26 protein-coding genes are annotated in these 21,028 nt (G+C 59.2%); 6 read left to right on the top strand and 20 right to left on the bottom strand.

Annotated features, from left to right (window positions below):
• The first annotated feature begins 60 nt into the window (after nt 1–60).
• Complete coding sequence (locus tag AC4GMC_RS02495; protein ID WP_487876195.1) at nt 61–600, top strand: LOG family protein; 540 nt, start codon at nt 61–63, stop codon at nt 598–600.
• 104 nt (nt 601–704) lie between these two features.
• On the opposite strand, the gene AC4GMC_RS02490 is transcribed toward AC4GMC_RS02495, so the two are convergent.
• The 5 genes from AC4GMC_RS02490 to AC4GMC_RS02470 all read right to left on the bottom strand — a co-directional run bounded on the left by AC4GMC_RS02490 (nt 705) and on the right by AC4GMC_RS02470 (nt 6,494).
• Entirely contained in the window at nt 705–1,304 is a 600-nt protein-coding gene (locus AC4GMC_RS02490) for a superoxide dismutase (RefSeq protein WP_038002796.1), read from the bottom strand.
• A 101-nt stretch (nt 1,305–1,405) separates the two neighbouring features.
• The gene (locus AC4GMC_RS02485; protein WP_487876709.1) at nt 1,406–1,957 is read right to left on the bottom strand and encodes a sarcosine oxidase subunit gamma; all 552 of its coding nucleotides are present in this window, start codon (nt 1,955–1,957) and stop codon (nt 1,406–1,408) included.
• Nucleotides 1,950–4,856, bottom strand: coding sequence for an FAD-dependent oxidoreductase (locus AC4GMC_RS02480; RefSeq protein ID WP_487876710.1), 2,907 nt, complete (start codon nt 4,854–4,856; stop codon nt 1,950–1,952). The genes AC4GMC_RS02485 and AC4GMC_RS02480 overlap by 8 nt, the downstream gene beginning before the upstream one ends.
• Entirely contained in the window at nt 4,853–5,176 is a 324-nt protein-coding gene (locus AC4GMC_RS02475; RefSeq protein WP_487876711.1) for a sarcosine oxidase subunit delta, read from the bottom strand. Before AC4GMC_RS02475 ends, AC4GMC_RS02480 begins: the two co-directional genes overlap by 4 nt.
• A gap of 73 nt (nt 5,177–5,249) precedes the next feature.
• Entirely contained in the window at nt 5,250–6,494 is a 1,245-nt protein-coding gene (locus AC4GMC_RS02470) for a sarcosine oxidase subunit beta family protein (protein ID WP_487876712.1), read from the bottom strand.
• A 190-nt stretch (nt 6,495–6,684) separates the two neighbouring features.
• On the opposite strand from AC4GMC_RS02470, the gene ccmI reads away from it, so the two are divergent.
• The 3 genes from ccmI to AC4GMC_RS02455 are packed head-to-tail and all read left to right on the top strand — an operon-like array spanning nt 6,685 to nt 8,654.
• Nucleotides 6,685–7,935, top strand: coding sequence for a c-type cytochrome biogenesis protein CcmI (gene ccmI / locus AC4GMC_RS02465; protein WP_487876713.1), 1,251 nt, complete (start codon nt 6,685–6,687; stop codon nt 7,933–7,935).
• Nucleotides 7,932–8,408, top strand: coding sequence for a Holliday junction resolvase RuvX (gene ruvX / locus AC4GMC_RS02460; RefSeq protein WP_487876714.1), 477 nt, complete (start codon nt 7,932–7,934; stop codon nt 8,406–8,408). The genes ccmI and ruvX overlap by 4 nt, the downstream gene beginning before the upstream one ends.
• Before the next feature lie 3 nt (nt 8,409–8,411).
• Nucleotides 8,412–8,654 carry a DUF1289 domain-containing protein gene (locus AC4GMC_RS02455; protein ID WP_487876715.1) on the top strand — a complete coding sequence of 81 codons (243 nt, stop codon included), beginning with the start codon at nt 8,412–8,414 and terminating at the stop codon, nt 8,652–8,654.
• Here the strand turns inward: AC4GMC_RS02455 and AC4GMC_RS02450 are convergent.
• The 3 genes from AC4GMC_RS02450 to dusA are packed head-to-tail and all read right to left on the bottom strand — an operon-like array spanning nt 8,651 to nt 11,223.
• On the bottom strand, nt 8,651–9,433 hold the full coding sequence (locus AC4GMC_RS02450) for a phytanoyl-CoA dioxygenase family protein (protein WP_487876716.1): 783 nt from the start codon (nt 9,431–9,433) through the stop codon (nt 8,651–8,653). The genes AC4GMC_RS02455 and AC4GMC_RS02450 overlap by 4 nt on opposite strands.
• A complete protein-coding gene (locus AC4GMC_RS02445) occupies nt 9,430–10,251 on the bottom strand; it encodes a sulfite exporter TauE/SafE family protein (RefSeq protein WP_487876717.1) in 822 nt (273 codons plus the stop codon). Before AC4GMC_RS02445 ends, AC4GMC_RS02450 begins: the two co-directional genes overlap by 4 nt.
• 15 nt (nt 10,252–10,266) lie before the next feature.
• The gene (dusA, locus tag AC4GMC_RS02440) at nt 10,267–11,223 is read right to left on the bottom strand and encodes a tRNA dihydrouridine(20/20a) synthase DusA (protein ID WP_487876726.1); all 957 of its coding nucleotides are present in this window, start codon (nt 11,221–11,223) and stop codon (nt 10,267–10,269) included.
• Between the two features lie 334 nt (nt 11,224–11,557).
• Here dusA and AC4GMC_RS02435 point away from each other — a divergent pair, with 334 nt between their 5' ends.
• Together AC4GMC_RS02435 and AC4GMC_RS02430 are read left to right on the top strand one after the other, a co-directional pair.
• A complete protein-coding gene (locus AC4GMC_RS02435) occupies nt 11,558–12,043 on the top strand; it encodes an Hsp20/alpha crystallin family protein (protein WP_487876718.1) in 486 nt (161 codons plus the stop codon).
• Nucleotides 12,044–12,109: 66 nt separating this feature from the next.
• On the top strand, nt 12,110–12,634 hold the full coding sequence (locus AC4GMC_RS02430; RefSeq protein ID WP_487876719.1) for a universal stress protein: 525 nt from the start codon (nt 12,110–12,112) through the stop codon (nt 12,632–12,634).
• Between the two features lie 9 nt (nt 12,635–12,643).
• Here AC4GMC_RS02430 and AC4GMC_RS02425 read toward each other — a convergent pair whose 3' ends face one another.
• The 12 genes from AC4GMC_RS02425 to atpD all read right to left on the bottom strand — a co-directional run bounded on the left by AC4GMC_RS02425 (nt 12,644) and on the right by atpD (nt 20,912).
• Nucleotides 12,644–12,817, bottom strand: coding sequence for a hypothetical protein (locus AC4GMC_RS02425; RefSeq protein WP_487876720.1), 174 nt, complete (start codon nt 12,815–12,817; stop codon nt 12,644–12,646).
• Nucleotides 12,818–13,233: 416 nt separating this feature from the next.
• On the bottom strand, nt 13,234–14,070 hold the full coding sequence (locus AC4GMC_RS02420) for a DUF6544 family protein (RefSeq protein WP_487876721.1): 837 nt from the start codon (nt 14,068–14,070) through the stop codon (nt 13,234–13,236).
• Between the two features lie 37 nt (nt 14,071–14,107).
• On the bottom strand, nt 14,108–14,260 hold the full coding sequence (locus AC4GMC_RS02415) for a hypothetical protein (RefSeq protein WP_487876722.1): 153 nt from the start codon (nt 14,258–14,260) through the stop codon (nt 14,108–14,110).
• Nucleotides 14,257–15,210 carry a F0F1 ATP synthase subunit gamma gene (locus AC4GMC_RS02410; protein WP_487876723.1) on the bottom strand — a complete coding sequence of 318 codons (954 nt, stop codon included), beginning with the start codon at nt 15,208–15,210 and terminating at the stop codon, nt 14,257–14,259. The genes AC4GMC_RS02415 and AC4GMC_RS02410 overlap by 4 nt, the downstream gene beginning before the upstream one ends.
• Nucleotides 15,194–16,735, bottom strand: a complete 1,542-nt coding sequence (locus tag AC4GMC_RS02405) for a F0F1 ATP synthase subunit alpha (RefSeq protein WP_487876724.1) — start codon at nt 16,733–16,735, stop codon at nt 15,194–15,196. Before AC4GMC_RS02405 ends, AC4GMC_RS02410 begins: the two co-directional genes overlap by 17 nt.
• Nucleotides 16,732–17,496, bottom strand: a complete 765-nt coding sequence (locus AC4GMC_RS02400; RefSeq protein WP_487876725.1) for a F0F1 ATP synthase subunit B family protein — start codon at nt 17,494–17,496, stop codon at nt 16,732–16,734. Before AC4GMC_RS02400 ends, AC4GMC_RS02405 begins: the two co-directional genes overlap by 4 nt.
• Before the next feature lie 4 nt (nt 17,497–17,500).
• Nucleotides 17,501–17,791 carry a F0F1 ATP synthase subunit C gene (locus tag AC4GMC_RS02395; protein WP_487878884.1) on the bottom strand — a complete coding sequence of 97 codons (291 nt, stop codon included), beginning with the start codon at nt 17,789–17,791 and terminating at the stop codon, nt 17,501–17,503.
• On the bottom strand, nt 17,788–18,483 hold the full coding sequence (locus AC4GMC_RS02390) for a F0F1 ATP synthase subunit A (RefSeq protein WP_487876794.1): 696 nt from the start codon (nt 18,481–18,483) through the stop codon (nt 17,788–17,790). The genes AC4GMC_RS02395 and AC4GMC_RS02390 overlap by 4 nt, the downstream gene beginning before the upstream one ends.
• Nucleotides 18,480–18,782: an ATP synthase subunit I gene (locus AC4GMC_RS02385; protein ID WP_487876793.1), complete on the bottom strand. Its 303-nt coding sequence runs from the start codon at nt 18,780–18,782 to the stop codon at nt 18,480–18,482. The genes AC4GMC_RS02390 and AC4GMC_RS02385 overlap by 4 nt, the downstream gene beginning before the upstream one ends.
• Nucleotides 18,779–19,063, bottom strand: coding sequence for an AtpZ/AtpI family protein (locus AC4GMC_RS02380; protein WP_487876792.1), 285 nt, complete (start codon nt 19,061–19,063; stop codon nt 18,779–18,781). The genes AC4GMC_RS02385 and AC4GMC_RS02380 overlap by 4 nt, the downstream gene beginning before the upstream one ends.
• Entirely contained in the window at nt 19,060–19,464 is a 405-nt protein-coding gene (locus AC4GMC_RS02375; RefSeq protein WP_487876796.1) for an ATPase, read from the bottom strand. Before AC4GMC_RS02375 ends, AC4GMC_RS02380 begins: the two co-directional genes overlap by 4 nt.
• 2 nt (nt 19,465–19,466) lie before the next feature.
• Complete coding sequence (atpD, locus tag AC4GMC_RS02370; RefSeq protein ID WP_487876791.1) at nt 19,467–20,912, bottom strand: F0F1 ATP synthase subunit beta; 1,446 nt, start codon at nt 20,910–20,912, stop codon at nt 19,467–19,469.
• Nucleotides 20,913–21,028: the final 116 nt, after the last annotated feature.

Below are 21,028 nucleotides of genomic sequence, written 5' to 3'. Positions count from 1 at the left end.
CGTGTAGCCAAGGAAAAGTCATCCCTTTCTTCTACTTATCATCAAAGGTTGGTGTGCGACATGGCTCACTCTGTTTGCGTCTATTGTGGATCTCGTGATGGCAAGAATCCTGCCTATGCCGCGGCAGCGGAGGCACTTGGCCACGGTCTAGCAGTGCGGGGCTGGCGGTTGGTGTATGGTGCCGGCGATGTTGGGTTAATGGGCCGGGTTGCGCGCAGCGCCCAAACAGCGGGCGGCGATACATTCGGCGTCATCCCCACGCACCTGCTGCAACGCGAAGTTGGCAAACGCGACTTGGGCACCTTTATCATCACCGAAACCATGCATGAGCGTAAAAAAGTCATGTTCATGAACGCCGATGCCGTCGTCGTTTTGCCCGGGGGCGCAGGAAGCCTTGATGAACTGATGGAGGTTCTTACGTGGGCCCAACTGGACCTGCACGCAAAACCTATCGTTTTGCTGAACACAGATGGCTACTGGAACCCACTTTTGACATTGTTGCAGCATGTCGTGGATGAGGGATTTGCGGACGCATCGCTGCTGTCACTCTTCACGGTTCGCGATGATGTTACTGGCGCATTGGATGCGACACAGCCTTAGCGCAATGTAACGGCTTTCATAGCGTCATGACGCCAATGTAAGCCCTTGCACAACGAAAAAGCACGCCCGAAGGCGTGCTTTTGTCTGGATCGTTCAGCCTGCACTTACATGCGGGATGCGACGTTTTCCCAGTTCACGAGATTGTCGAGGAAGTTCGACAGGTACGCGGGGCGTTTGTTGCGGAAGTCGATGTAGTAGGAGTGTTCCCACACATCACAGCCCAAAAGCGCTGTCTGACCAAAGCACAGCGGGTTCACGCCGTTTTCAGTCTTGGTCACCGCAAGACCACCGTCAGCCGTTTTCACCAGCCACGCCCAGCCAGAGCCGAACTGACCAGCACCCGCAGCAGAGAACTGCGACTTGAATTCTTCGACCGAGCCAAAGCTCTCAACCAAGGCTTTTTCCAGCTCACCCGGCATGGCCGATGCGCCTGGGCCCATCATTTCCCAAAACTGGTTGTGGTTCCACAGCTGCGAGATGTTGTTGAAGATACCATTTTGGGCCACGGCTGTTGCGTCGTATGTGCCCTTGATGATGTCTTCCATCGACTTGCCGTCCCACTCGGTGCCGGCAATCAGCTTGTTGCCGTTGTCGACATAGGCTTTGTGGTGCAGGTCGTGGTGGTATTCCAGCGTCTCTGCGGACATGCCTTTGTCGGCCAAAGCGTCATGGGCATAGGGAAGGTCAGGCAGTTCAAAAGCCATGTAGGTCTCTCCTGTAGGTCTTGTGGATCGTTAACGCTCAATGTCGTGTGACCGGCCCCAAGGTCAACCCCTGACGGCACGGTTTCACACCATCGGCGGGTTTAGCGGGCGAAAACCCCCACCTCAGACCCGGCACGCGCTGACATCTTGAGCGCGCCGAACACGTAATCCGCGACCGAGCGGAAGCAGATTATTTGCGCTGTCTCGGGGTCTTCTAGCCAAAACGCGGCAGCAACCTGTGCCAAGCGGGTGCGACGCACCTCACCGGGGGCGAGCGTGGCTATGTCAACGGGGCACAATTTGGCCAAGACTTCCTGAGTACCAGCGCCCTCAACGCGCACAACGGCACGAGCGTCCGACACCACATGCACCAACGCATGGGTTTCCGCCAACGCGGCCTGCACCTTTTGTGCAAGTTCGGGTGCGTCTGCGTACTCCGTAATCAGCAAAACCTCATCGGGTGCCATCCACGCCACGCCATCCGCAATCTGGCGCACCGCTGGTACCGTGATTCCACATGACCCAAGCGCCGCGACCGTCGCCGCATCGGACAAATCCGCGCGGACTGTGACCATGCCCGCCAGACCTGCATCCCTTACGGTTACGAAACCTTCGGCCACAACGCCCCCTAACACGCTCGCTGCATTAGACATTTTGCTTCTCCCCCTCAGGGTCATAGAACACAGGATCAACGATCCGCGCATAGGCAACCGTGCCATCAACACGTGGGAAGGCAAGCACCTCACCCATACGGTCCGGCCCGTGCAACACCAACCCCATCGCGATCCCGCGGCCCAGCGTGGGCGAGTAGTAGGTTGAGGTCACACGCCCAATCATATTGCGCTGCCCGTTTTCATTGTGGCCATCCGCAACGGCATAGGCACCATCCGGCAGAACACTTCCGTCAACAGTCTCAAGGCCCACCAGCTTCCACCGGGTCGGGTCCGCCATATGGCTGCGGCTGTGGGCGCGCTTGCCAAGGAAGTCCTCTTTCTTTTTCGACAGAGCCCAATGGAGACCAAGATCTTGCGGGATCACTGTGCCGTCGGTTTCATCACCGATCATGATAAAGCCCTTTTCGGCCCGCATCACATGCAGTGCTTCGGTGCCGTACGGGGTGATCCCAAAAGGTTCACCAGCCTCCATCAGCGCTTCCCAGAAAGCAAGGCCTTCGGACGCTGGCACCGAAATCTCATAGGACAATTCTCCTGAGAAACTAATGCGGTATACACGGACGTTAAAGTCACCGATCTTACCATCGGCCCAGCCCATGAAGGGCAGCGCCTTCGCGCTCAGATCCATGCCGCCCAGCGTTTCCAGCATCGTGCGCGCGTTCGGCCCAACAACGGCGACCTGCGCGAACTGCTCCGTCAGGTTCAGGGTCCAAACCTTCCAATCCCACCACTCGCACTGAAGCCAATCCTCCATCCACGCATGGATGCGATCGGCACCGCCAGTGGTTGTGTGGCACAGCCACGTGTCTTCATCGATGCGCGCGACCACGCCGTCATCCATCAAGAACCCGTTTTCCGAGCACATAAGCCCGTAGCGACATTTGCCCGGCTTCAGGTTCGACATCATGTTCGTATAGAGCATGTCGAGGAATTTGCCCGCATCAGGCCCCTTGACCACGATCTTACCCAAGGTCGAGGCATCAAGCAGGCCAAGGCTACTGCGGGTGTTCGTGATCTCACGGTTTACCGCGGCCTCAACGCTTTCGCCCGGCTGTTGGAAGCAATAGGGCCTCCGCCAATGACCAACAGGTTCCCAGTGTGCGCCATTCTTTTCGTGCCAGCCATGCATCGGCGTCCGGCGCAGCGGTTGGAAAATTTCACCCCGTGCTTCGCCCGCAATCGCGCCCATCGAAATGGGTGTATAAGGTGGACGGAACGTGGTCGTACCCACCTGCGGGATGCCTGTATCCAGTGCATCAGCCAAGACGGCAAGGCCGTTGATATTGCTCAACTTACCTTGATCTGTGGCCATCCCGAGGGTGGTATAGCGCTTGGCGTGTTCAACGCTTTCAAAGCCTTCTTGTGCGGCCAATTGAACGTCCGACACTTTGACGTCATTCTGAAAATCGAGCCACATCTTGTTGCGCGTCGCGATCGAGGCACCTTGGGGCATGATCCAGACCGGGGCGATGTCACCTTGGTCGATCTCACCGTTGGCCCAACCGACGACCGACACAAAGCCTTCGCCCGTTTGGTTGGTGGGCGGTCGGTTGGGGTCGGGCCGGAACATCGCCTGACCTTCATCCCACGTCAGTTTGCCCCCACAGTGGGACCATAGGTGCACCACCGGGGACCAGCCGCCGGACATGGCCACCGCATCACAGTCGATAACCGTGCTCGCGCTTCCGTCGCTGTCTTGGGCGCAAACGGCAACACCCGTGACGCGGTCTTTGCCTTTTACCTTGGCAATCGCAGAGCCAACTTTAACCTCAACCCCCAAACCCTTGAACTTACTAATAAGGGTATCATCCACGCTAGACCGTGCATCGATGATCGCTGGCACCGTCAGGCCAGCGTTTAGCATCACCTCAGCGGTGCGGTAGGCATCATCATTATTGGTCACAACCACGGTCCGTTTGCCCGGGGCAACCGCATGGTTCACCACGTAATCCCGGACCGCAGAGGCCAGCATCACACCCGGCAGGTCGTTGCCCGCAAAGCTGAGCGGACGTTCCAGCGCACCCGTAGCTGTTACAACGTGGCCCGCGCGGATCCGCCACAAACGGTGGCGCGGCACGTCGCTGGCAGGTGCGTGATCAGTGATCCGCTCATACCCCAAAACATAGCCGTGATCGTAGACGCCCGCGCCCATGCACCGATCGCGCAGCGTGACGTTTTCATTGTTTTCAAGGCCCTGCAACGTAGTGCTGATCCACTCATCCGCAGGTTTGCCCTCGACCACAGCGCCGTCCACTGGCGCGCGACCGCCCCAGTGACCATTCTGCTCCAGCACGATGACCCGTTTCCCTTCGGCTGCGGCATCCCGAGCAGCCATCAGGCCTGCGACACCACCGCCCACAATCAACACGTCACAGAACGCATAAAAATGCTCATAGGTGTCGGCATCGGCTTCTTTGGGCGCCGCGCCCAAACCCGCCGACTGGCGGATGATCGGCTCAAACACGTACTTCCAGAAGTGGCGTGGGTAGAGGAACGTTTTGTAGTAAAAGCCAGCGGGCAAGAACCGCGCAAACTTAGCATTGATCGCGCCGACGTCGAACTCAAGGCTCGGCCAATGGTTTTGGCTGCGCGCAGCCATACCGTCGAACAGCTCTGCCGTGGTGGCGCGTTGGTTCGGCTCGAACCGGCCACCTTCACCGATGTTCATCAGCGCGTTCGGCTCTTCGGCCCCGCTGGCGACAACGCCGCGTGGACGGTGGTATTTGAACGAGCGCCCCATCAGCATCTGATCGCGCGCAAGCAGCGCGGAGGCCAGTGTGTCACCCGCAAACCCGCGCATGATGCGCCCGTTGAAGGTGAATTTTAGTTCGGACGTGCGGTCGATCAGGCGACCGCCGCTTGGCAGACGAAAGCTCATGTCTCTGGGCTCCAGTCGGGGCGTTTGGATTTGATGGCGTCGATGATCTCGGCCGGAGGTGCAGGTACTTGGGCCGAATAGGTGCCAAACACTTCTAATGTCGTGGTACAGCGCGCCGCGAGGAACCATTTCCCGCAACCATAGGCATGACGCCACCGCTCGAAATGGACGCCTTTGACGTTGGGGCGCGTGAACAGATACGTCTCAAAGTCGTCATCGCTGGAGCCAGGGCCAAAGCGTTTGAGGTGCGCTTCATAGCCGGGGGACAATTCTGTCTCACAGGCTTGGACGCCGCAGTAGGGGCATTTGAGGGTTAGCATGGGTGCATCCCTTTTTTAGTGATTGGTCGATGGGCGCAAGAATTGGACGGGACCGGGCGGGATGTAGCAATCATCAGTGTGCCACCCCAGCCGCAACGCTTTCGTCGATGAAACGGCCTTCGCGGAAACGCTCCATCCCGAATTCGGCCGTGAGTGGCGAATAGCCCTTGGCCATTAATTCCGCGAACCCAAAGCCCGAACCCGGGATCGCCTTGAACCCGCCGGTGCCCCAGCCGCAGTTGATGTAGCATCCCTCTAGCGGTGTTTTAGAAAGGATCGGAGACCGATCCCCCGTGACATCCACAATCCCACCCCACTGGCGCAACATCTTGAGCCGCGAAATCATCGGGAAGGTTTCGATCAAGGCACGTACGGTTTCCTCAATATGGTGGAACGAGCCGCGCTGCGTGTAGTTGTTATAGCCGTCGGTGCCGCCACCGATCACCATCTCACCTTTGTCAGATTGGCTCATGTAGCCGTGGACGGTGTTGGCCATAACGACCACATCCATGCAGGGCTTGATCGGTTCAGAAACAAGGGCTTGCAAGGCGACGCTTTCGATTGGCAGGCGGAAGCCCGCCATTTCGGCGACATGGCTCGAATGACCCGCCACGACGATCCCAAGCGAGTTACAGCCAATGTCACCAAGCGATGTTTGCACGCCCGTCACCTTGCCCCCCTCAGAGGTCACACCCGTCACTTCGCACTGCTGGATGATATCCATCCCCATGTCCGAACACGCCCGCGCATAGCCCCAAGCCACAGCATCGTGCCGCGCAGTTCCGCCACGGGCCTGCCACAAGCCGCCCAAAACAGGATAACGCGGCCCCTCGATATTCATGATCGGACACAGCTGTTTGACACGCTCCGGCCCGATCCATTCGGTCTTGACCCCTTGCAGGGCATTGGCATGAGCCGTGCGTTGATAGCCGCGCACCTCGTGGTGGGTCTGCGCCAGCATGATGACCCCGCGCGGGCTGAACATCACGTTATAATTCAGGTCCTGCGACAGCGTTTCATATAGCGATCGCGCTTTTTCATAGATCGCCGCGGATGGATCCTGCAAATAGTTGGACCGGATGATCGTGGTATTGCGGCCCGTATTGCCGCCCCCCAACCAACCTTTTTCCAACACGGCCACATTCGTGATGCCATGGTTTTTGCCAAGGTAATAAGCGCTGGCCAGCCCGTGGCCACCAGCCCCTATGATAATAGCATCATAGCGTTTTTTAAGCGCGCGTTTGGCCCACGCGCGTTCCCACCCTTGGTGGTAATTCGCGGCCTCACGGGCAATAGCAAAGGCAGAATAGCGTTTCATGCGCACAGGGCTCCCGGGTCAGTCTTGGATGAGGGTATCTCTCGCAAAACAATCTTCAAGCCGCGCGCAGGCGTCTCTTAAATCGTCAATTGCGACATTGCCGAAAAACACGTCCGTTTTGCCGCAACTTTGGGGGTTTTGCCCAAGCCCCGTGCATACTAAATCTAATGAAACCGACGGGAGTGTAGGAATGATTTTTTGGCTGGTTGCTGGGGCGACCTTGCTTGTGGTCGTGGGGCTTTTGGCGCGGACGGTCTTTGGCGCCGATGCAGAGCAAAGCGGCGCCGCGCAAGATGTGGAAGTTTACCGTGATCAGCTGCGTGAGGTCGAGAAAGACGTTGCGCGCGGCGTACTTACGGCAGATGCCGCAGAACGCACCCGGCTAGAGATTTCGCGTCGTTTGCTAGAGGCCGACCGCAACACCGGGCTCGGCCACGGCGTGGGCCCCCGCAGCGTAGCGATCACTTTGGCTGCCGTGATTGTCATTGGCATTACAGTTGTCACCTATCTGCAAATTGGTGCGCCGGGATATCCTGACCTGCCGCTTAAGACCCGGATCGCACAGCTTGAAGATGCGCGCGCCAGCCGCCCCAGCCAAGCACTGGCCGAGGAACAAGTGACCTCGCGCCCTGCCCCGCAGATCGACGCCGAAGACGTCTCTGAACTGATGACCCAGTTGCGCGCAATATTGCAGCAGCGCCCCGATGATCTGCGCGGCCACCGGTTGTTGGTGCGCAATGAGGCGGGCCTTGGCAATATGGTCGCCGCCTACACCGCGCAGCAGCGCGTGATCGAAATTCTTGGTGTGAATGACGCCCCCGCAAGCGAGGTCGCGACGTTGGCCGAACTGATGATCCTTGCGGCTGGTGGCTATGTCTCACCCGAGGCAGAGGCCGTGTTGCAAAACGCGCTGGGTCGCGACCCACGCAACGGCACCGCGCGCTATTACACCGGCCTGATGTATGTGCAGGCCGGCCGCTACGATTTGGCTTGGCCCACATGGCGCCGCCTGCTCGCCGACAGCACGGCAGACGCCCCATGGCTTGAGCCTATCTTGCTTCAGATCGAGGATGTCTCGGCGCTTGCGGGCGATGCGACACCCCTTGATCAACTGCCGATCCCGCGCGCCGATGAACCCGTGACCGGAACAGGCGGCCTCCGCGGCCCTAGTTCTGACGATATCGAAGCGGCGGGCGAAATGTCGATGCAGGACCGTATCCAGATGATCCAAGGCATGGTGCAAGGGCTGGCAGAACGTCTTGGCTCCGAAGGGGGGCCGCCCGAAGAATGGGCGCGGCTGATCACATCGCTGGGTGTGTTGGGCAATACGGATGCAGCCTTTGGCGTCTATTCCGAGGCGATCTTGGTATTTGAGGGCGATCAAGGCGCGCTTGATATCTTAAACCACGCTGCAGACCAGGCAGGGGTGAACCCGGGATGAGCGTCTTTGAAACGCTAGAGGAATTCGCCACCGCCCTGCCCCCATTCACCGCAATCGCGGGGTTGGATTTGGGCACGGTAACCATTGGCGTCGCGGTCTCGGACAGTCTTTTGTCGATCGCCACGCCATTGGAAACGATCAAGCGCAAGAAGTTCGGCCTAGACGTGGACAAGCTGGACGCGATCATCGCAAAGCGCGCGTTGGGTGGGATCGTGCTAGGAATGCCCCGCAATATGGACGGATCCGAAGGGCCACGGGCGCAATCCACCCGCGCCTTTGCACGCAACCTATCCGCCCGCTGCCCCCTGCCGATCACCTTTTGGGACGAACGGCTGAGTACCGTGGCAGCCGAACGCGCCTTGCTAAAGGCGGATACGTCGCGCAAACGTCGCGCAGAGGTCATTGATCACGTCGCCGCTGGGTTTATCTTGCAAGGGGCGTTGGATCGTCTGCGCAATCTAAGGAACACTTGAACAATGACCGACACCCCGCCCGTCTGGCGTCGCGCCGAGATCGAAAGCCCTTGTGTGCAGGTCTGCGTTGTCCACCCCGAGACACGTCTATGCATCGGCTGTTCGCGGTCCATTGATGAAATCGGTGCGTGGTCCAGCATGGCGCCCGATGTACGCCAAGCCATCATGGCCGAACTACCAACCCGTGAGCCACAGCCCAAAGGGCGGCGCGGCGGGCGCACCGGGCGGCAGGCACCCCAGCTTTAGGCAAGCCAATCTGTGATCGTCGGTAGTTCTGGACGGAAATAGACCGCGCGGCGTGGCTGTGCCGTGGGGCTGCCCCAAGGTGCGATGCCGTGCAAAAGTGCGCGGTGCAGAACAATCATCTGCCCCGGCTTGACCCCTAGCTCAACGCGTGGACATTCCGCAAAACACGCCTTGCGCGTGGTTGCGTAAATATCCGTTAAATCAATGTCAGACATTTGCGGTTCCGGGACATCGCGCAGGGCTGTCCGCATCATATCCAGCAAGCGAAGATGGCTGCCCTCCCACACCACGAGAGGGCTGCGCCCCCCGCGACTGTCATCAAGAGCAATTCCAACGATAACCCCATGAGGTTCCATGAACTTTCGCCGCCGCATTGGCCCAACGGGAAGCAAACCATCCAGATGGGCGCCGTCACGCATCGCCCTGAATCGATGGTTGGCCACGCTTTCCTGTGGATCGCGGCGCGGATAGCCGGGATAGGCAACTGACAATTGCCCGCGCCCCCAATCCCCGCTCCAATCGTCTGACATTTGGGTGGCTGCAAACTCAATGCCAGCGCCGCCCAGTTTGGGTCCGCCGGGCATCGCACCAGACGGCGCGCAGCCCATCACATCCACACCCACAAACCACGTCCGTCCATGGCGCAGGTTTTCGCGTGAACGGCGTGGGTCGCGCATTACGGCCCCGGCGCGAATGTCTGCTGCCGCACACCATGCCTCAACCGCTGGTTCTGGATCAAAAATCGCCCAGCCTCGGCTTTCGAACAACGCGCCAGTCATCCCATGATTGCTTTGCGGATCATGTTCAGCGCCACCAAAAACAGAAACACCGCGAACACGCGTTTTAGCACGTTCGGGTTTAACCGATGCGCAAGATTGACGCCAATTGGCGTGGTGATCGTGGTCATCGCCACGATGATCGCAAAAGCCGGGAGGTTCACCAAACCCACAGTTCCGGGGGGGGCACCAACGCTCGTCGGGCTAAGCAAGAAACCAATCGCGCCGGGCACCGCAATCAGCAAGCCAAAGCCCGCCGCTGTCCCAACTGCGCTGTGGATTGGGCGGCCATGCAGCTTCATCAGCGGCACCGCAATGCCGCCCCCGCCGATCCCCATCAGGACGCTCAGGAAACCAACGCCGACGGACATTGCCACACGGCGCGCGCCCTGTGGCATCGCTTTCGCCAGCCGCCAGTGGTCTTTGGACAGCCCCATATAGGCCGCAACGCTCAGCGCAAGGCAGGCAAAGATCACCACCATCGTGTCTGAGCGGAGTTGATTGGCCACCAGCACACTTGTGGCCGCGCCCGCGACGATCCCGGGGGCCCAGGTGCGCAATATCTGCCAATCGACCGCGCCCTTGCCGTGGTGCGCTCGCACGGACCGCACCGATGTTACGATGATGGTCGCGAGCGACGTGGCCACGCACACCTGCATCAACTGCGGACCGGTGTATTCAAGCTGTTGAAACACAAAGTAAAACGCAGGCACCAAGACGATGCCGCCCCCAACACCCAACAATCCAGCCAAAACACCCGCAAAGGCCCCAACGACCAAGAGAAACCCCACAAAGGGGAGCAGAATTGAAATATCTGGCACAGTGATTTCCGATGCTTAGGAGGTCGTCTGCGGCATGACATGAGCCAGTGCCGCGTGCAACACCTCTACTCCGGCGCTCGGCTGAGCGGCCCCCTCGGACAGCGTCCGCCGCCATGTGCGCGCGCCCGGCTGACCCGTAAACAGACCCAACATATGCCGCGTAACCTGACCCAATTTTCCACCCTCGGCCAGATGCGCTTCGATATGCGGGACCATCGCGAGTGCTGCGTCATGACGCGAAATCACGGGGCGGTCTTTGCCAAACACCCGCTGATCGACCTGCGAAAGAATGGCGTAGGGTTCATGATACGCCGCGCGCCCGATCATCGCACCGTCCAGCCCGCCGTTGATGAACGCCAGCGCCTCATCCAACGACCCGATGCCCCCATTGACCGAGATATCAAGGTGCGAAAACAGCATCTTCATCTCACGCACGAGGTCGTAATTGAGCGGTGGGATATCGCGGTTTTCCTTGGGCGAAAGACCCTGAAGCCATGCTTTGCGGGCATGGATCGTCACGCGTTCACACCCGGCAGCCACAATGCGCGACAAAAATTCGGGCAGAGTATTTTCAACCTCTTGATCATCAACGCCGATCCGACATTTGACCGTGACAGGCACATCCCCTGCCGCTGCCCGCATGGCCAAGACGCACTCGGCCACAAGGCCCGGGCTTTCCATTAGGATGGCGCCGAAACTGCCCGACTGCACCCGATCAGAAGGGCAGCCAACGTTCAAGTTCACCTCCGCATAACCGGCCTCAACACACAAACGCGTAGCGGCAGCCAGTTCCACCGGGTCGGAGCCGCCAAGTTGCACCGCAACCGGGTGTTCAGAGGCGTCAAACCGCAAAAGATGCAACGCCCCACCACGCACCAGCGCGGGTGCGGTGACCATCTCGGTGTATAGCAACGCTTCTTGCGACAAAATCCGATGGAACGCCCGACAATGCCGGTCGGTCCAGTCCATCATCGGGGCGACGGACAGTTTGCTGCTTTGGCCGATCTGGGGTGTTGGGCTTGTGGGCACTGGTGCGCTCCGCGTTTTCGAGGGGGCCTGCGTCGGCGTTGGGATGCTTTAAGCCCAATTTGGGGGGTGGGTTCAACGGTGTTGTCACGCAAATGAACAACACCGGTTTGAAGGTGGCTCGCGGACAGTTCGCGCGAGGTCGCCCGAGCCGCTGATTATGATCGAGCAAACGGCATCTAGCGCACCGCCGGCCTTTAAGGAATTGACGAAAATCAAACCGCGAAATCAGCCGCCTGATACTTTCCCAAAGTACCTTACAATCCTTAAGGAGCACACAATGTCTTATCAAGATTACCTCCCCACAAACTGGATCCGCCACCGCAAAGACGACGACCACCCCTTGGTCGCGCTGCGCAAAGAAGTGGACAGCCTGTTTGATGATTTTGGCAACGGCTTTTTCAACGGCGCGACTGAGATGAACGTGCGATCCAATGTCAGCGAAACCGATGCCGAATTTTGCGTCACCGCCGAATTACCCGGCATGACAGAGGCAGATGTTGACGTGTCCATCGCCGGGGATCGCATCATTATCAAAGGCGAAAAGAAATCCGAGAAAGACGAAGAAAGTGACGAAAAGGGTCGCCATTTTCATCGGATTGAGCGGATGTCAGGCGCATTTCAACGCATGATGACCCTGCCCTTTGTGATCGACGCAGACACCGTCGAGGCAGTAGTCAAAGACGGTATCTTGACCGTGACAATCCCCAAACCGCCCGAAACTGTGGCCGGTAGTAAAAAGATCAAAGTGGCCCACGGAAAATAACACAATCGCGGCTTTTCCTGTTGGGGCGAGGCCGCAATTCTATCTTTTTCTGACGAAAGCGGCACCATGATTGAAAAAATTCTGTTGGCCTATGATGGCTCAGACACGGGTCGCCGCGCCCTGCGCGTGGCGGCAGAATTATCATCGAAAATGAAGGCAGAGCTTTGCATCGTTCACGTCCTCATGCATGGGCGGCCCAGCAAGGAATTGGTCCGCATGGCTGAGGTGGAACACCTTGTGGCCCAAGCGCAAAAGGCCCTGCCCCCAAGCGAAACCACCGTGACCGGCCGCCCCTATGATCTGCTAGGCATGCGAACTGGCGGACAATCGGCGCGCGTTATCTCAGTGATTGGGGATCTCCTGCTCGATTTCGCAAAAGCCACGGCCACAAGTTTGGGGGCCACCGTCGGTGAAACGGCAGTCCTCTCAGGCGATTTCGCCGACGAGATCATTGAGGCCGCAGAAAATATGGGTGCCGATATGATTGTGCTCGGGTCGCGGGGGCTGGGTGCCGTTCGTGGGGCCGTCTTGGGCAGCGTGTCGCAAAAAGTGCTCCACTACGCAGAGCAAATGGTGCTCACCGTGAAATGAGCACAGTTTCTAGCGCAGCTGCCAAATAGCGCATAGCTTAGTGACTGACGCCGCCGACAGGTCAAAATAACGCGCGATTTCTGCGTCCGACAGGCCGAGGTCCACAAACGCCGCAAGCGTTCGCATAGGCGATGGGCCCAATGCAGCCAGATCCTTGCGCAGCTGCTCTGGAAGATCTCCCACGCTAACCAACCTCGGTTGGCATATAGTTTGGGCAGCGTAGTCCGGCTGTCTTGGGATATCGATGAGCTTTTCCATTTGTAACATCCTGCATTCAAATAAATTTAGATCAAAAACTTTCGATACATCGTCGCAGTGCCGTTGAACTTGCTTTCAATCAATGATCGATCAAATCCATTGTAAATACGGCGAAAATCAGCCGACGATTGGTCCAGCGCGTGATCTTGCACAGTCGCCCACCGGGGAGCAGTTTGGCTATAACAATGCATCTTTTGATCCGTATTGAGCCACTTCACGGCATCACATAATCATTCAGCCGCACAGTTTTATGACAGAACCGATGACGATCCCGTGAGTAGATGCATTTGCAGGAAAATATGGATCACATGATATGACCTCTTCTCCAGCACCTTTGCCACTCATCCCGCAGACGCGCTTGGAAAGCGGACCGACGTCACTTCTGCGATGTAGAACGGAAAATAGTCTTCTGTGCCAAAATGGTTTCCGGCTTCAACACGGGTGGGCAGGCGAAAGCCGTCAAAGGTTTGAAACGTCGACAAATACGCGCCGAACGGTTGCACCCGATAAACACCCTCTGGGTTGGCATTGCTCCAGCGCGGAAACACAACTTTGCTTGGGCAGCCGTCCGTTTCAACCGTGACTTCAACGCTTTGCTCTAGGCCGCCATATTGTATCGACACGCGAAAAGTGGTGTCACTCACACCCTCCCACAGCACGTTTTGCATTTGCAAATAGGCCCCCGGCGTCCAAAATAGCGCCTCAGCCATATAGCGTCCGAAGGCCGCGCGCCGGTGGTTCAACGTCCCACCGAACCGCGCGACAGGGACTATCCCCCCGAGCCAAAATCGCGTCCACCCAGCACTGTCTGATCCTGACATGCGCCCGAGGCCTGAGCCGCACACCATCTTCCAAACGAAACCCTCTGGCGCGGCCAAGACTTGGGACGCGGACATCGTTTGATAGTTGGGCGAGGCCTTGGAGCCGAGAGAAAACCGGCCCTGCATTTCAAGGACCGCGACCTTGAACAAAGGCGTGCCCTCGGCGATCGCGTAGGTAAAATACCGGCGCGCGGGATCTGGCAAATCGGCGACCATTGCGGCGGTGAACCGGTCCGGGTCTTTGGGTTGGCATGCGAACAGCCGCGCCATCTCTGCGCGGTCGGCGCGATGATCCAACATTCGCCAACCGCACAAAACGAACAAGCCCACCCCCACAAAGGCGAGCACACCCCACATAGCGAACGATCCCAGCATCACACGGTTGCGAGCGAGATCAAACCGGCGGCAAGCAGTCGCTTGGGCTGAGATCTTTTACCGGATCATCCGGGCCGCACTCTTGGCCAGATATAGGGTAATGATCCGGGTCGGTGCACCCGCTAAGGCCGAGTATGGCAAACACCAAGACGAGGGCTGCAATGCGTTTCATGGTTGTGTCCTTTCTGTTGAAAAATCTGGTGAAATGGGTGCCTTTGCAGCCCTGCGTCGCCTTTTGCGCTCCGACGCCCCAAGCGCTTCGAACCCGACGATGACATCCAACAATTCCGTAGTGATCTCATCTTGGCGCAGGGTGTTTGCCTGAGATTTCAGCGCCTCCAATCGCTCCTCAACGGAGCGCTCTGCTTGCTGCATCAACGCAAGACGCGCGGCGTTCTCTGCCAACATCGCCTCAGCCGCAGCACGGACGAGGCTTGCGAAAACATGCGCCCGGATTAGCGCCCGAAACAGGGCGTCAGGTGGCATCGCGAAAGAGGGCCGCGCGCGGGACTGCCACGGTCTGCCGCTAAGCTCAGACACCAAAGCATTGCTCAGCGGCAGAAGCGGCACGACACTAGGTCGTTGCGTGCCATCCGCGGCCCGTGACACGTATGCAAGTTCAACCGAACTGCCTCGTGAGCTACTGGAGTTTTGCGCCGTTTCAATGTGTTGCGTCAAAAGGTTTGCCAACCGCGCCAAGCCATCAACCGACGCGGCGGGTAGAAACACGTGCCCAGGCCCCAGCCTCCGATCGCGCAACACATCCGCCATTTGCGCGCCAACACAGTCAATTTGACGAGCCTCAGCCGCAATCCCATCAAGGTCCTTTGCGATATGGACCGCTATAGCCTCATTATAGGTGCCGCACAGCCCATGGTCCGAGCCAAACACCACGATATGACGCCGCCCCAAAGGCTCATTCGGCAGTTCCGCCCCACCAGTCGCCACGAAAAACGCATGCAGGCTATCCAAAACCGTCTGGTGATAATCCTGAACAGCGCGTGCGGCCTGCTCAAAGGGGGCAGCATTCAGGAACGAGAGCGTTTTCATGGTGTGGACCACGCTATGAATGCTCTCCATCCCGGCCATATGTCGGGTCAACGTCTCAAGCGAGTGGGACATCTTGGCCCCCTTTTACCGCTACGCAAGCGTGTTGGGCCAACGCACACATTTCCGCTTGGGCATCGTCGTCCAATTCAGTGCCCTGCGCGATCTTCTGGGCAATCTCAGGCAATGCATCGGGGGCCACATCGTTTATCTGGTCCATAGTCGCGCGCAGGGCCGCCTCAGTGAGATCGTCAAACACACCAGCCTGCGCCGCTGTCAGGATCACGAGTTGAGAGATCGCCGGCATCGGGTTCCGCTCAGCCTGTCGCAAGGCACCACGTACCGCCGCCCCACGCGTCAGACGCGCCCGCGTCGCGTCATCCAACCGGGTGCCAAAGCGCGCAAAATCCTCAAGCTCTTCAAACTGTGAAAGCGTCACACGCAGGTTGCCCGCCACCCGTCGAAACGCCGCTGTCTGTGCCTTGCCGCCCACACGACTGACGGACTTGCCTAAATCCACGGCCGGAAACTGGTTTTTGCGGACCAAACGGGGGGATAGGTATATTTGTCCATCAGTGATCGAAATCAGGTTGGTCGGAATATAGGCAGACAGGTTTTCAGCCTGTGTTTCAACAACCCCCAACGCCGTGATGGATCCGCCCCCCACCGCATCGGCGAATTGACCCGCGCGCTCCAAAAGACGGGCATGGATATAGAAAATATCTCCGGGAAAAGCCTCACGGCCCGGAGGGCGGCGTAACAGAAGCGACAACTCTCGGTAGCTGCGCGCATGGTGTGTGAGATCGTCAAAAACGATCAACACGTCTCGCCCCTGCCGTGAGAAATACTCGGCCATCGCCATGGCGCTGTAAGGGGCGATATAGGCCAGCCCCGTGGCGTCCTCGTCCCCGGCGGCCATTACGATGACGCGCCCCAACATGTCTGCCGCGCGCAGAGCCCCGATCACCTTGGCCACGACATCGCCCCGCTGTCCCACCGCGCAATAGATGCAGATCACGTCGCTTTGGGCTTGGTTCAGCATCGCATCGACGCATAGGGATGTTTTGCCGGTTTGCCGGTCACCAATCACCAACTGCCGCTGCCCCAATCCGACAGGTACGGCCGCGTCAATCGCCTTGATCCCCGTGGCCAAGGGGCGTGTGATGGCGTGGCGGTCTCGGATGGCGGGCGCCTCAGACTCAACCGGATACAGGGCCGCGTATTTCACCGCACCAAGCCCGTCGCGCGGGATACCCAAAGGGTCCACAACCCGCCCCAAAAGCCCCGGCCCCACCCGGGTGCTGACAACCTTGCGGGTGCGTTTGACAGCCTCGCCAATCGTGATCTGATCTGAAGGCCCCAGAACCACAACACCCAAGCGCCCCGGCTCTAGGTCCAAAACGATGCCGCTAAGCCCACATGCGAATTCAAGCACTTCATCGGCCAATGCACGTTCCAACCCGATCACGCTAGCGATGCCGTCACCCACCTGTGTGACGGTGCCCACTTCGCTCAGCAGCGGTGCGGGCGACGGGCTGCGCAGTAGCAGATCAAGCACCGCTTGAGGCTCAATCGGTTGCGGGCGGAGCGAGGCGTTCATACCGCCCCCAAATGAGCGTCATGGCCCCGGCTCAGTTGTTCGCCAAAGGCCGCGCCCAAGCCCTCAATATAACTATCGACGGTCCAAACGATTTGCGCGCCACCCAGTTGCACCGCTACGCCCGGGGCCTGTGTCGGGTCCGTTACAAAGCGCGCTTTGGTCTGAGGGAAATGCTGCGCCAACGCGGTCCGAAATGCATCTTGTGCTGCGTCAGGCAGTGTCGTGCTGCTGGTGACAATCGCTTCTGTTGGCTCCCCTGCCGCATGGAGGACATCGTCCTTCATCGCCGCAAGCTCTGAGCCCATATGTGCAGCCATCTGCGCCTCAAGACTGGTTCCGGCCAAATCGCCCAATGCCTTGCGCGTCATCTCTAACAGGGCCTGGCCACCCGCGCGTTGTAGTTTGACCGCAAAGCTATGAGCCTCAGCGTCTTGGTGGGCCTGCCACGCGGCGCGCTCTCGGTCGATACGCTGGTGTGCCTCGGCCAGTAGTGCGTCACGCTCCTGCTGGGCCTGATGCCGGATAGCCTCAGCCATCTTGGCGTGTTCGGATTGCAGGGCATCACGCTTAACCTCAAAAGTTGCTTGCACGGCGGCGGCGTCCTCCTTGGCACGGGTCGCGGCATCCATCCGCTCGGTAATTTCCGCTTCGCGCGCATCGATCCCATCTAGGATCGGGCGGTACAAAAACCGTTTGAGCAGCCACACCAGCACGAGGAAATTGGCGATCTGAGCCGTGACTGTGATCCAGTCGATGGACATGATTTCACCCGCCCGCCGTCGTTTGCGCCACCGCGAGGGCCGCGTTCCAGAACGGGTTGGCAAAGATCAAAATCATCGCAACCACAAAGCAATAAATCGCAGTCGACTCGATCATCGCAAGGCTGACAAACAGCGTCCGCGTCAAGTCAGAGGCCGCATCAGGTTGCTGGGCAATCGCGCTTAGCGCTTGGGACGCCGCCCGCCCCTCACCCAAGGCGGGGCCAATTGCCCCGAATGACACCGTCAACCCGGCGGTGAAAATGGAAATAGCGGCGATGATCGCAAGGTCAGTCATTTCGCGTCCTTTTGTGGTGAAGATTGGGTTTGCGGCGCCGTCGCGCTGGAAATGTAGACCGTGGCCAATATCGCAAAGATGTAAGCTTGGATGATGCCCGTCAGCAGCCCCAAAAGGTCCATCACAACCGGAAAAAAGAACGGTGCCACGCTGAGCAGAATGGCCGCGATGACCGCGCCGCTCATGATGTTGCCATAAAGCCGGATCGCGAGCGAAATACCGCGTGAGGCTTCGGCAATGATGTTGAACGGCAGCATCACTGGTGACGGCCGCAGATAGCTGCGCAAATAGCCCCCAACCCCTCGGCTGCTGATGCCAAACAGCGGCACCGCCACCAGAACCGATAGCGCCAGCGCAGTCGTCGTGGACAGCGAAGATGTCGGTGGTCGGAACCCCGGGATCACCAGCAAAAGGTTGGATCCTGCAACGAACAAAAACAGCGTCCCCACAAAGGACAAAAGGTGTCTTGAGGGCGCTTGCGCGATCTCGGCGATTTGGGTCTGGATGCCTTGAACGACTACTTCTAGTGCCGTGCGCCAGCGGTTCGGCGGGACATCCGGGCGCAAGTTTCGCGTGATCAACATGGACGCGCCGGTCAGCACCGCCATCACGATCCACGTAAAGAAAAGCGTGGCATTGATTGGCACCCCCCAGAGGGTGAACATGGTGATTTCATCGGGCGATAGCGTCATGGTGCACCTTTTGCGGCCACGCGGCCCCCGACCATATATGTGGCCACCCGGCGGCTCAGCACAAAGCCTATGCCAAAACCTGCGAACCCCCACAGTCCAAGCTGCATCAGAACAAGCCAAGCCGCGCCCACGCAGGCCGCAATCCGCAACACGGCGCTGATCGAAAAGATAGCCAGCGCGTGCACACTCAGCATCGCCCGACGCACGCCAACCGCGAGCCCCGCAAAGAACAAGCCACCAACCAGGAACCCCACCAAGCCCCCAAAAGCCAGTAGGCTCCAATCCACATGTCCCATCATCGTCCCCCTTCTTTGTTGACCCAAGCCGCCGCAATAAACGCGCCGATGACGACCCCGCCCAAGATCAACGCAATCGTCCATGAAAACCCCTGTGGGGCCACCCGATCCAACCACAGGCCTAGGAATGCGCCGCCCACCGTCGGCACCGCGATCGACCAGCCGATCATCCCGAATGTTCCGATGCCGCGAAGCGGGCTGGCGCTTGGGTGATCGCGTGCGGATTTCATGCGTCGGGCTGATCCGACGATGTCGCGACTCGGTTTGTCGGGGCTTGGGGTCATGGCTGCGGCCTGTGCAAATCGGCAAACCGTCGGACCATATCCGCCTCTAACCGCGATAGCGCGGCGCGGGCCTGACGCTCCTCTTCGTCCATCTGGACAAAGGTGGTTTCGACGGTTTTTTGCAGGCTCAGCAGATCGTCCCCCGAAACGCCGCGCAACGCGCTCATCGTGACGACATGCCCCTTTTTCAACAGCACGCCTTCGTCGAGGCCAAAGAACCTTTCACGGCCGTCAACGGCTTGTAACGTCAGAACAGACGGCACCAGGGCAGTCACGAAATCCACATGATTGGGCAACATCCCGAACGCGCCCGTGGGTCCAACAGCCCTAAGGCGCTGCGCACGCCCTTCAAACAAAGTGCGGGTTGGCAGGCGCAGGATCACCTGCATGTCGGTGGCCATGCTCACGCCGATGCCTCCTGCGGGGCGCACGCGTCATCCAAGCCGCCGATCATGTAATACGCGCTCTCGGGCAACGCGAATTCGGTTTGCGTCAGGATTGTTTCGCACCCATCAAGGGTTGCAGCGATGGGCACGGATTTGCCCGCCATGCCGCTAAACCCTTCGGTCGTGACAAACGGCTGGGTCAAAAATCGCTCTAGCCGGCGGGCGCGTTCCACGGTCAGCCGATCGGCAGAGGACAGCTCCTCTAGGCCCAGCATTGCGATGATGTCGCGTAGTTCCTCATATTCGGCCAGAGTGCTACGCACCGCGCGCGCGATATCATAATGCCGCTGCCCCACCACCGCTGGCGTCAACATCACCGAAGCCGAAGCAAGTGGATCAACCGCAGGGTACAATCCCTCGCTTGCCCGTTTGCGCGACAAAACCACCGAGGCCGACAGGTGCGAAAAGATATGCGCCGCCGCCGGATCGGTGAAATCATCCGCCGGTACATAGACCGCTTGGATCGAGGTAATCGCCCCAGATTTGGTTGACGTGATCCGCTCCTGCAAGGCTGCCAATTCGGTGGCCAGTGTCGGCTGATATCCCACCCGCGACGGCATCCGCCCCATCAGGCCGGACACCTCTGAGCCCGCCTGAACAAAGCGAAAGATGTTATCGATCAACAGCAGGACATCTTGGCCTTTGTCGTCACGAAAAAACTCGGCCATGGTCAAGGCGGTGTTGCCAATCAAAAACCGAACACCGGGCACCTCATTCATCTGGCCAAAGAGCATGACGGTCTTTTCGCGCACGCCCGCGGCCCCCATTTCGCGGTAAAGCTCTTCGGCCTCGCGGGAACGTTCGCCAATGCCGCAAAACAGACTGACGCCTTGGTGGTGCTGGACTGTGTTGTTGATCAGCTCAGTGATCAGAACGGTTTTGCCGACACCAGCCCCTCCAAAAAGCCCCGTCTTGCCCCCGCGTTCAATCGGGGACAACAGGTCAATCGCCTTGATCCCGGTTTCTAGAAACGCGGCGTGAACGACGCGCTCGCTGAGCGGTGGGGGTGCTTGATGGATCGCCCGTGTGATCGTCGCATGTGGCGCGGGGTGGCCATCAATCGGCGCGCCAAACACGTTCAACATACGCCCCAAGACTGCCTCACCCACCGGCACTTTGATGGGGCCGCCACTCGCCCGTACCCGCATCCCCAACCCCAGACCGCGCACCGGAGCCATGGCCATGGCCCGAACCATTCCGCCGCCGATCAGTGACGCGACCTCAAGCGGCACGTCACCTGCGTACAACAAGTCGTAGATGCGCGGGACACCCCCCTCAAACGCCACATCGACAACGCCACCTCGGATGGCCGTGATGATACCATCGGTCGTCTTTCGCTGATCTGCTTGGCTGGTCCTATCCGGTCCCTCGGATCGCGGCTCAGCCGATTGGCTCTTTGTCATGGTGTTGCCTTCTGTCAACGACGCGGCGACGTGCAGCCGAAACAACACGCGCCCCCACCCCAAGGGTTAGCCCGTACCGTGACAGAGATTGGCGACGCCCAATTGATGCACATCAA

It is taken from the genome of Thalassobacter sp. (genome assembly GCF_982993085.1).
Note: the sequence above shows the minus strand (reverse complement) of the source record. Positions and strands in the feature narration are given on the sequence as shown.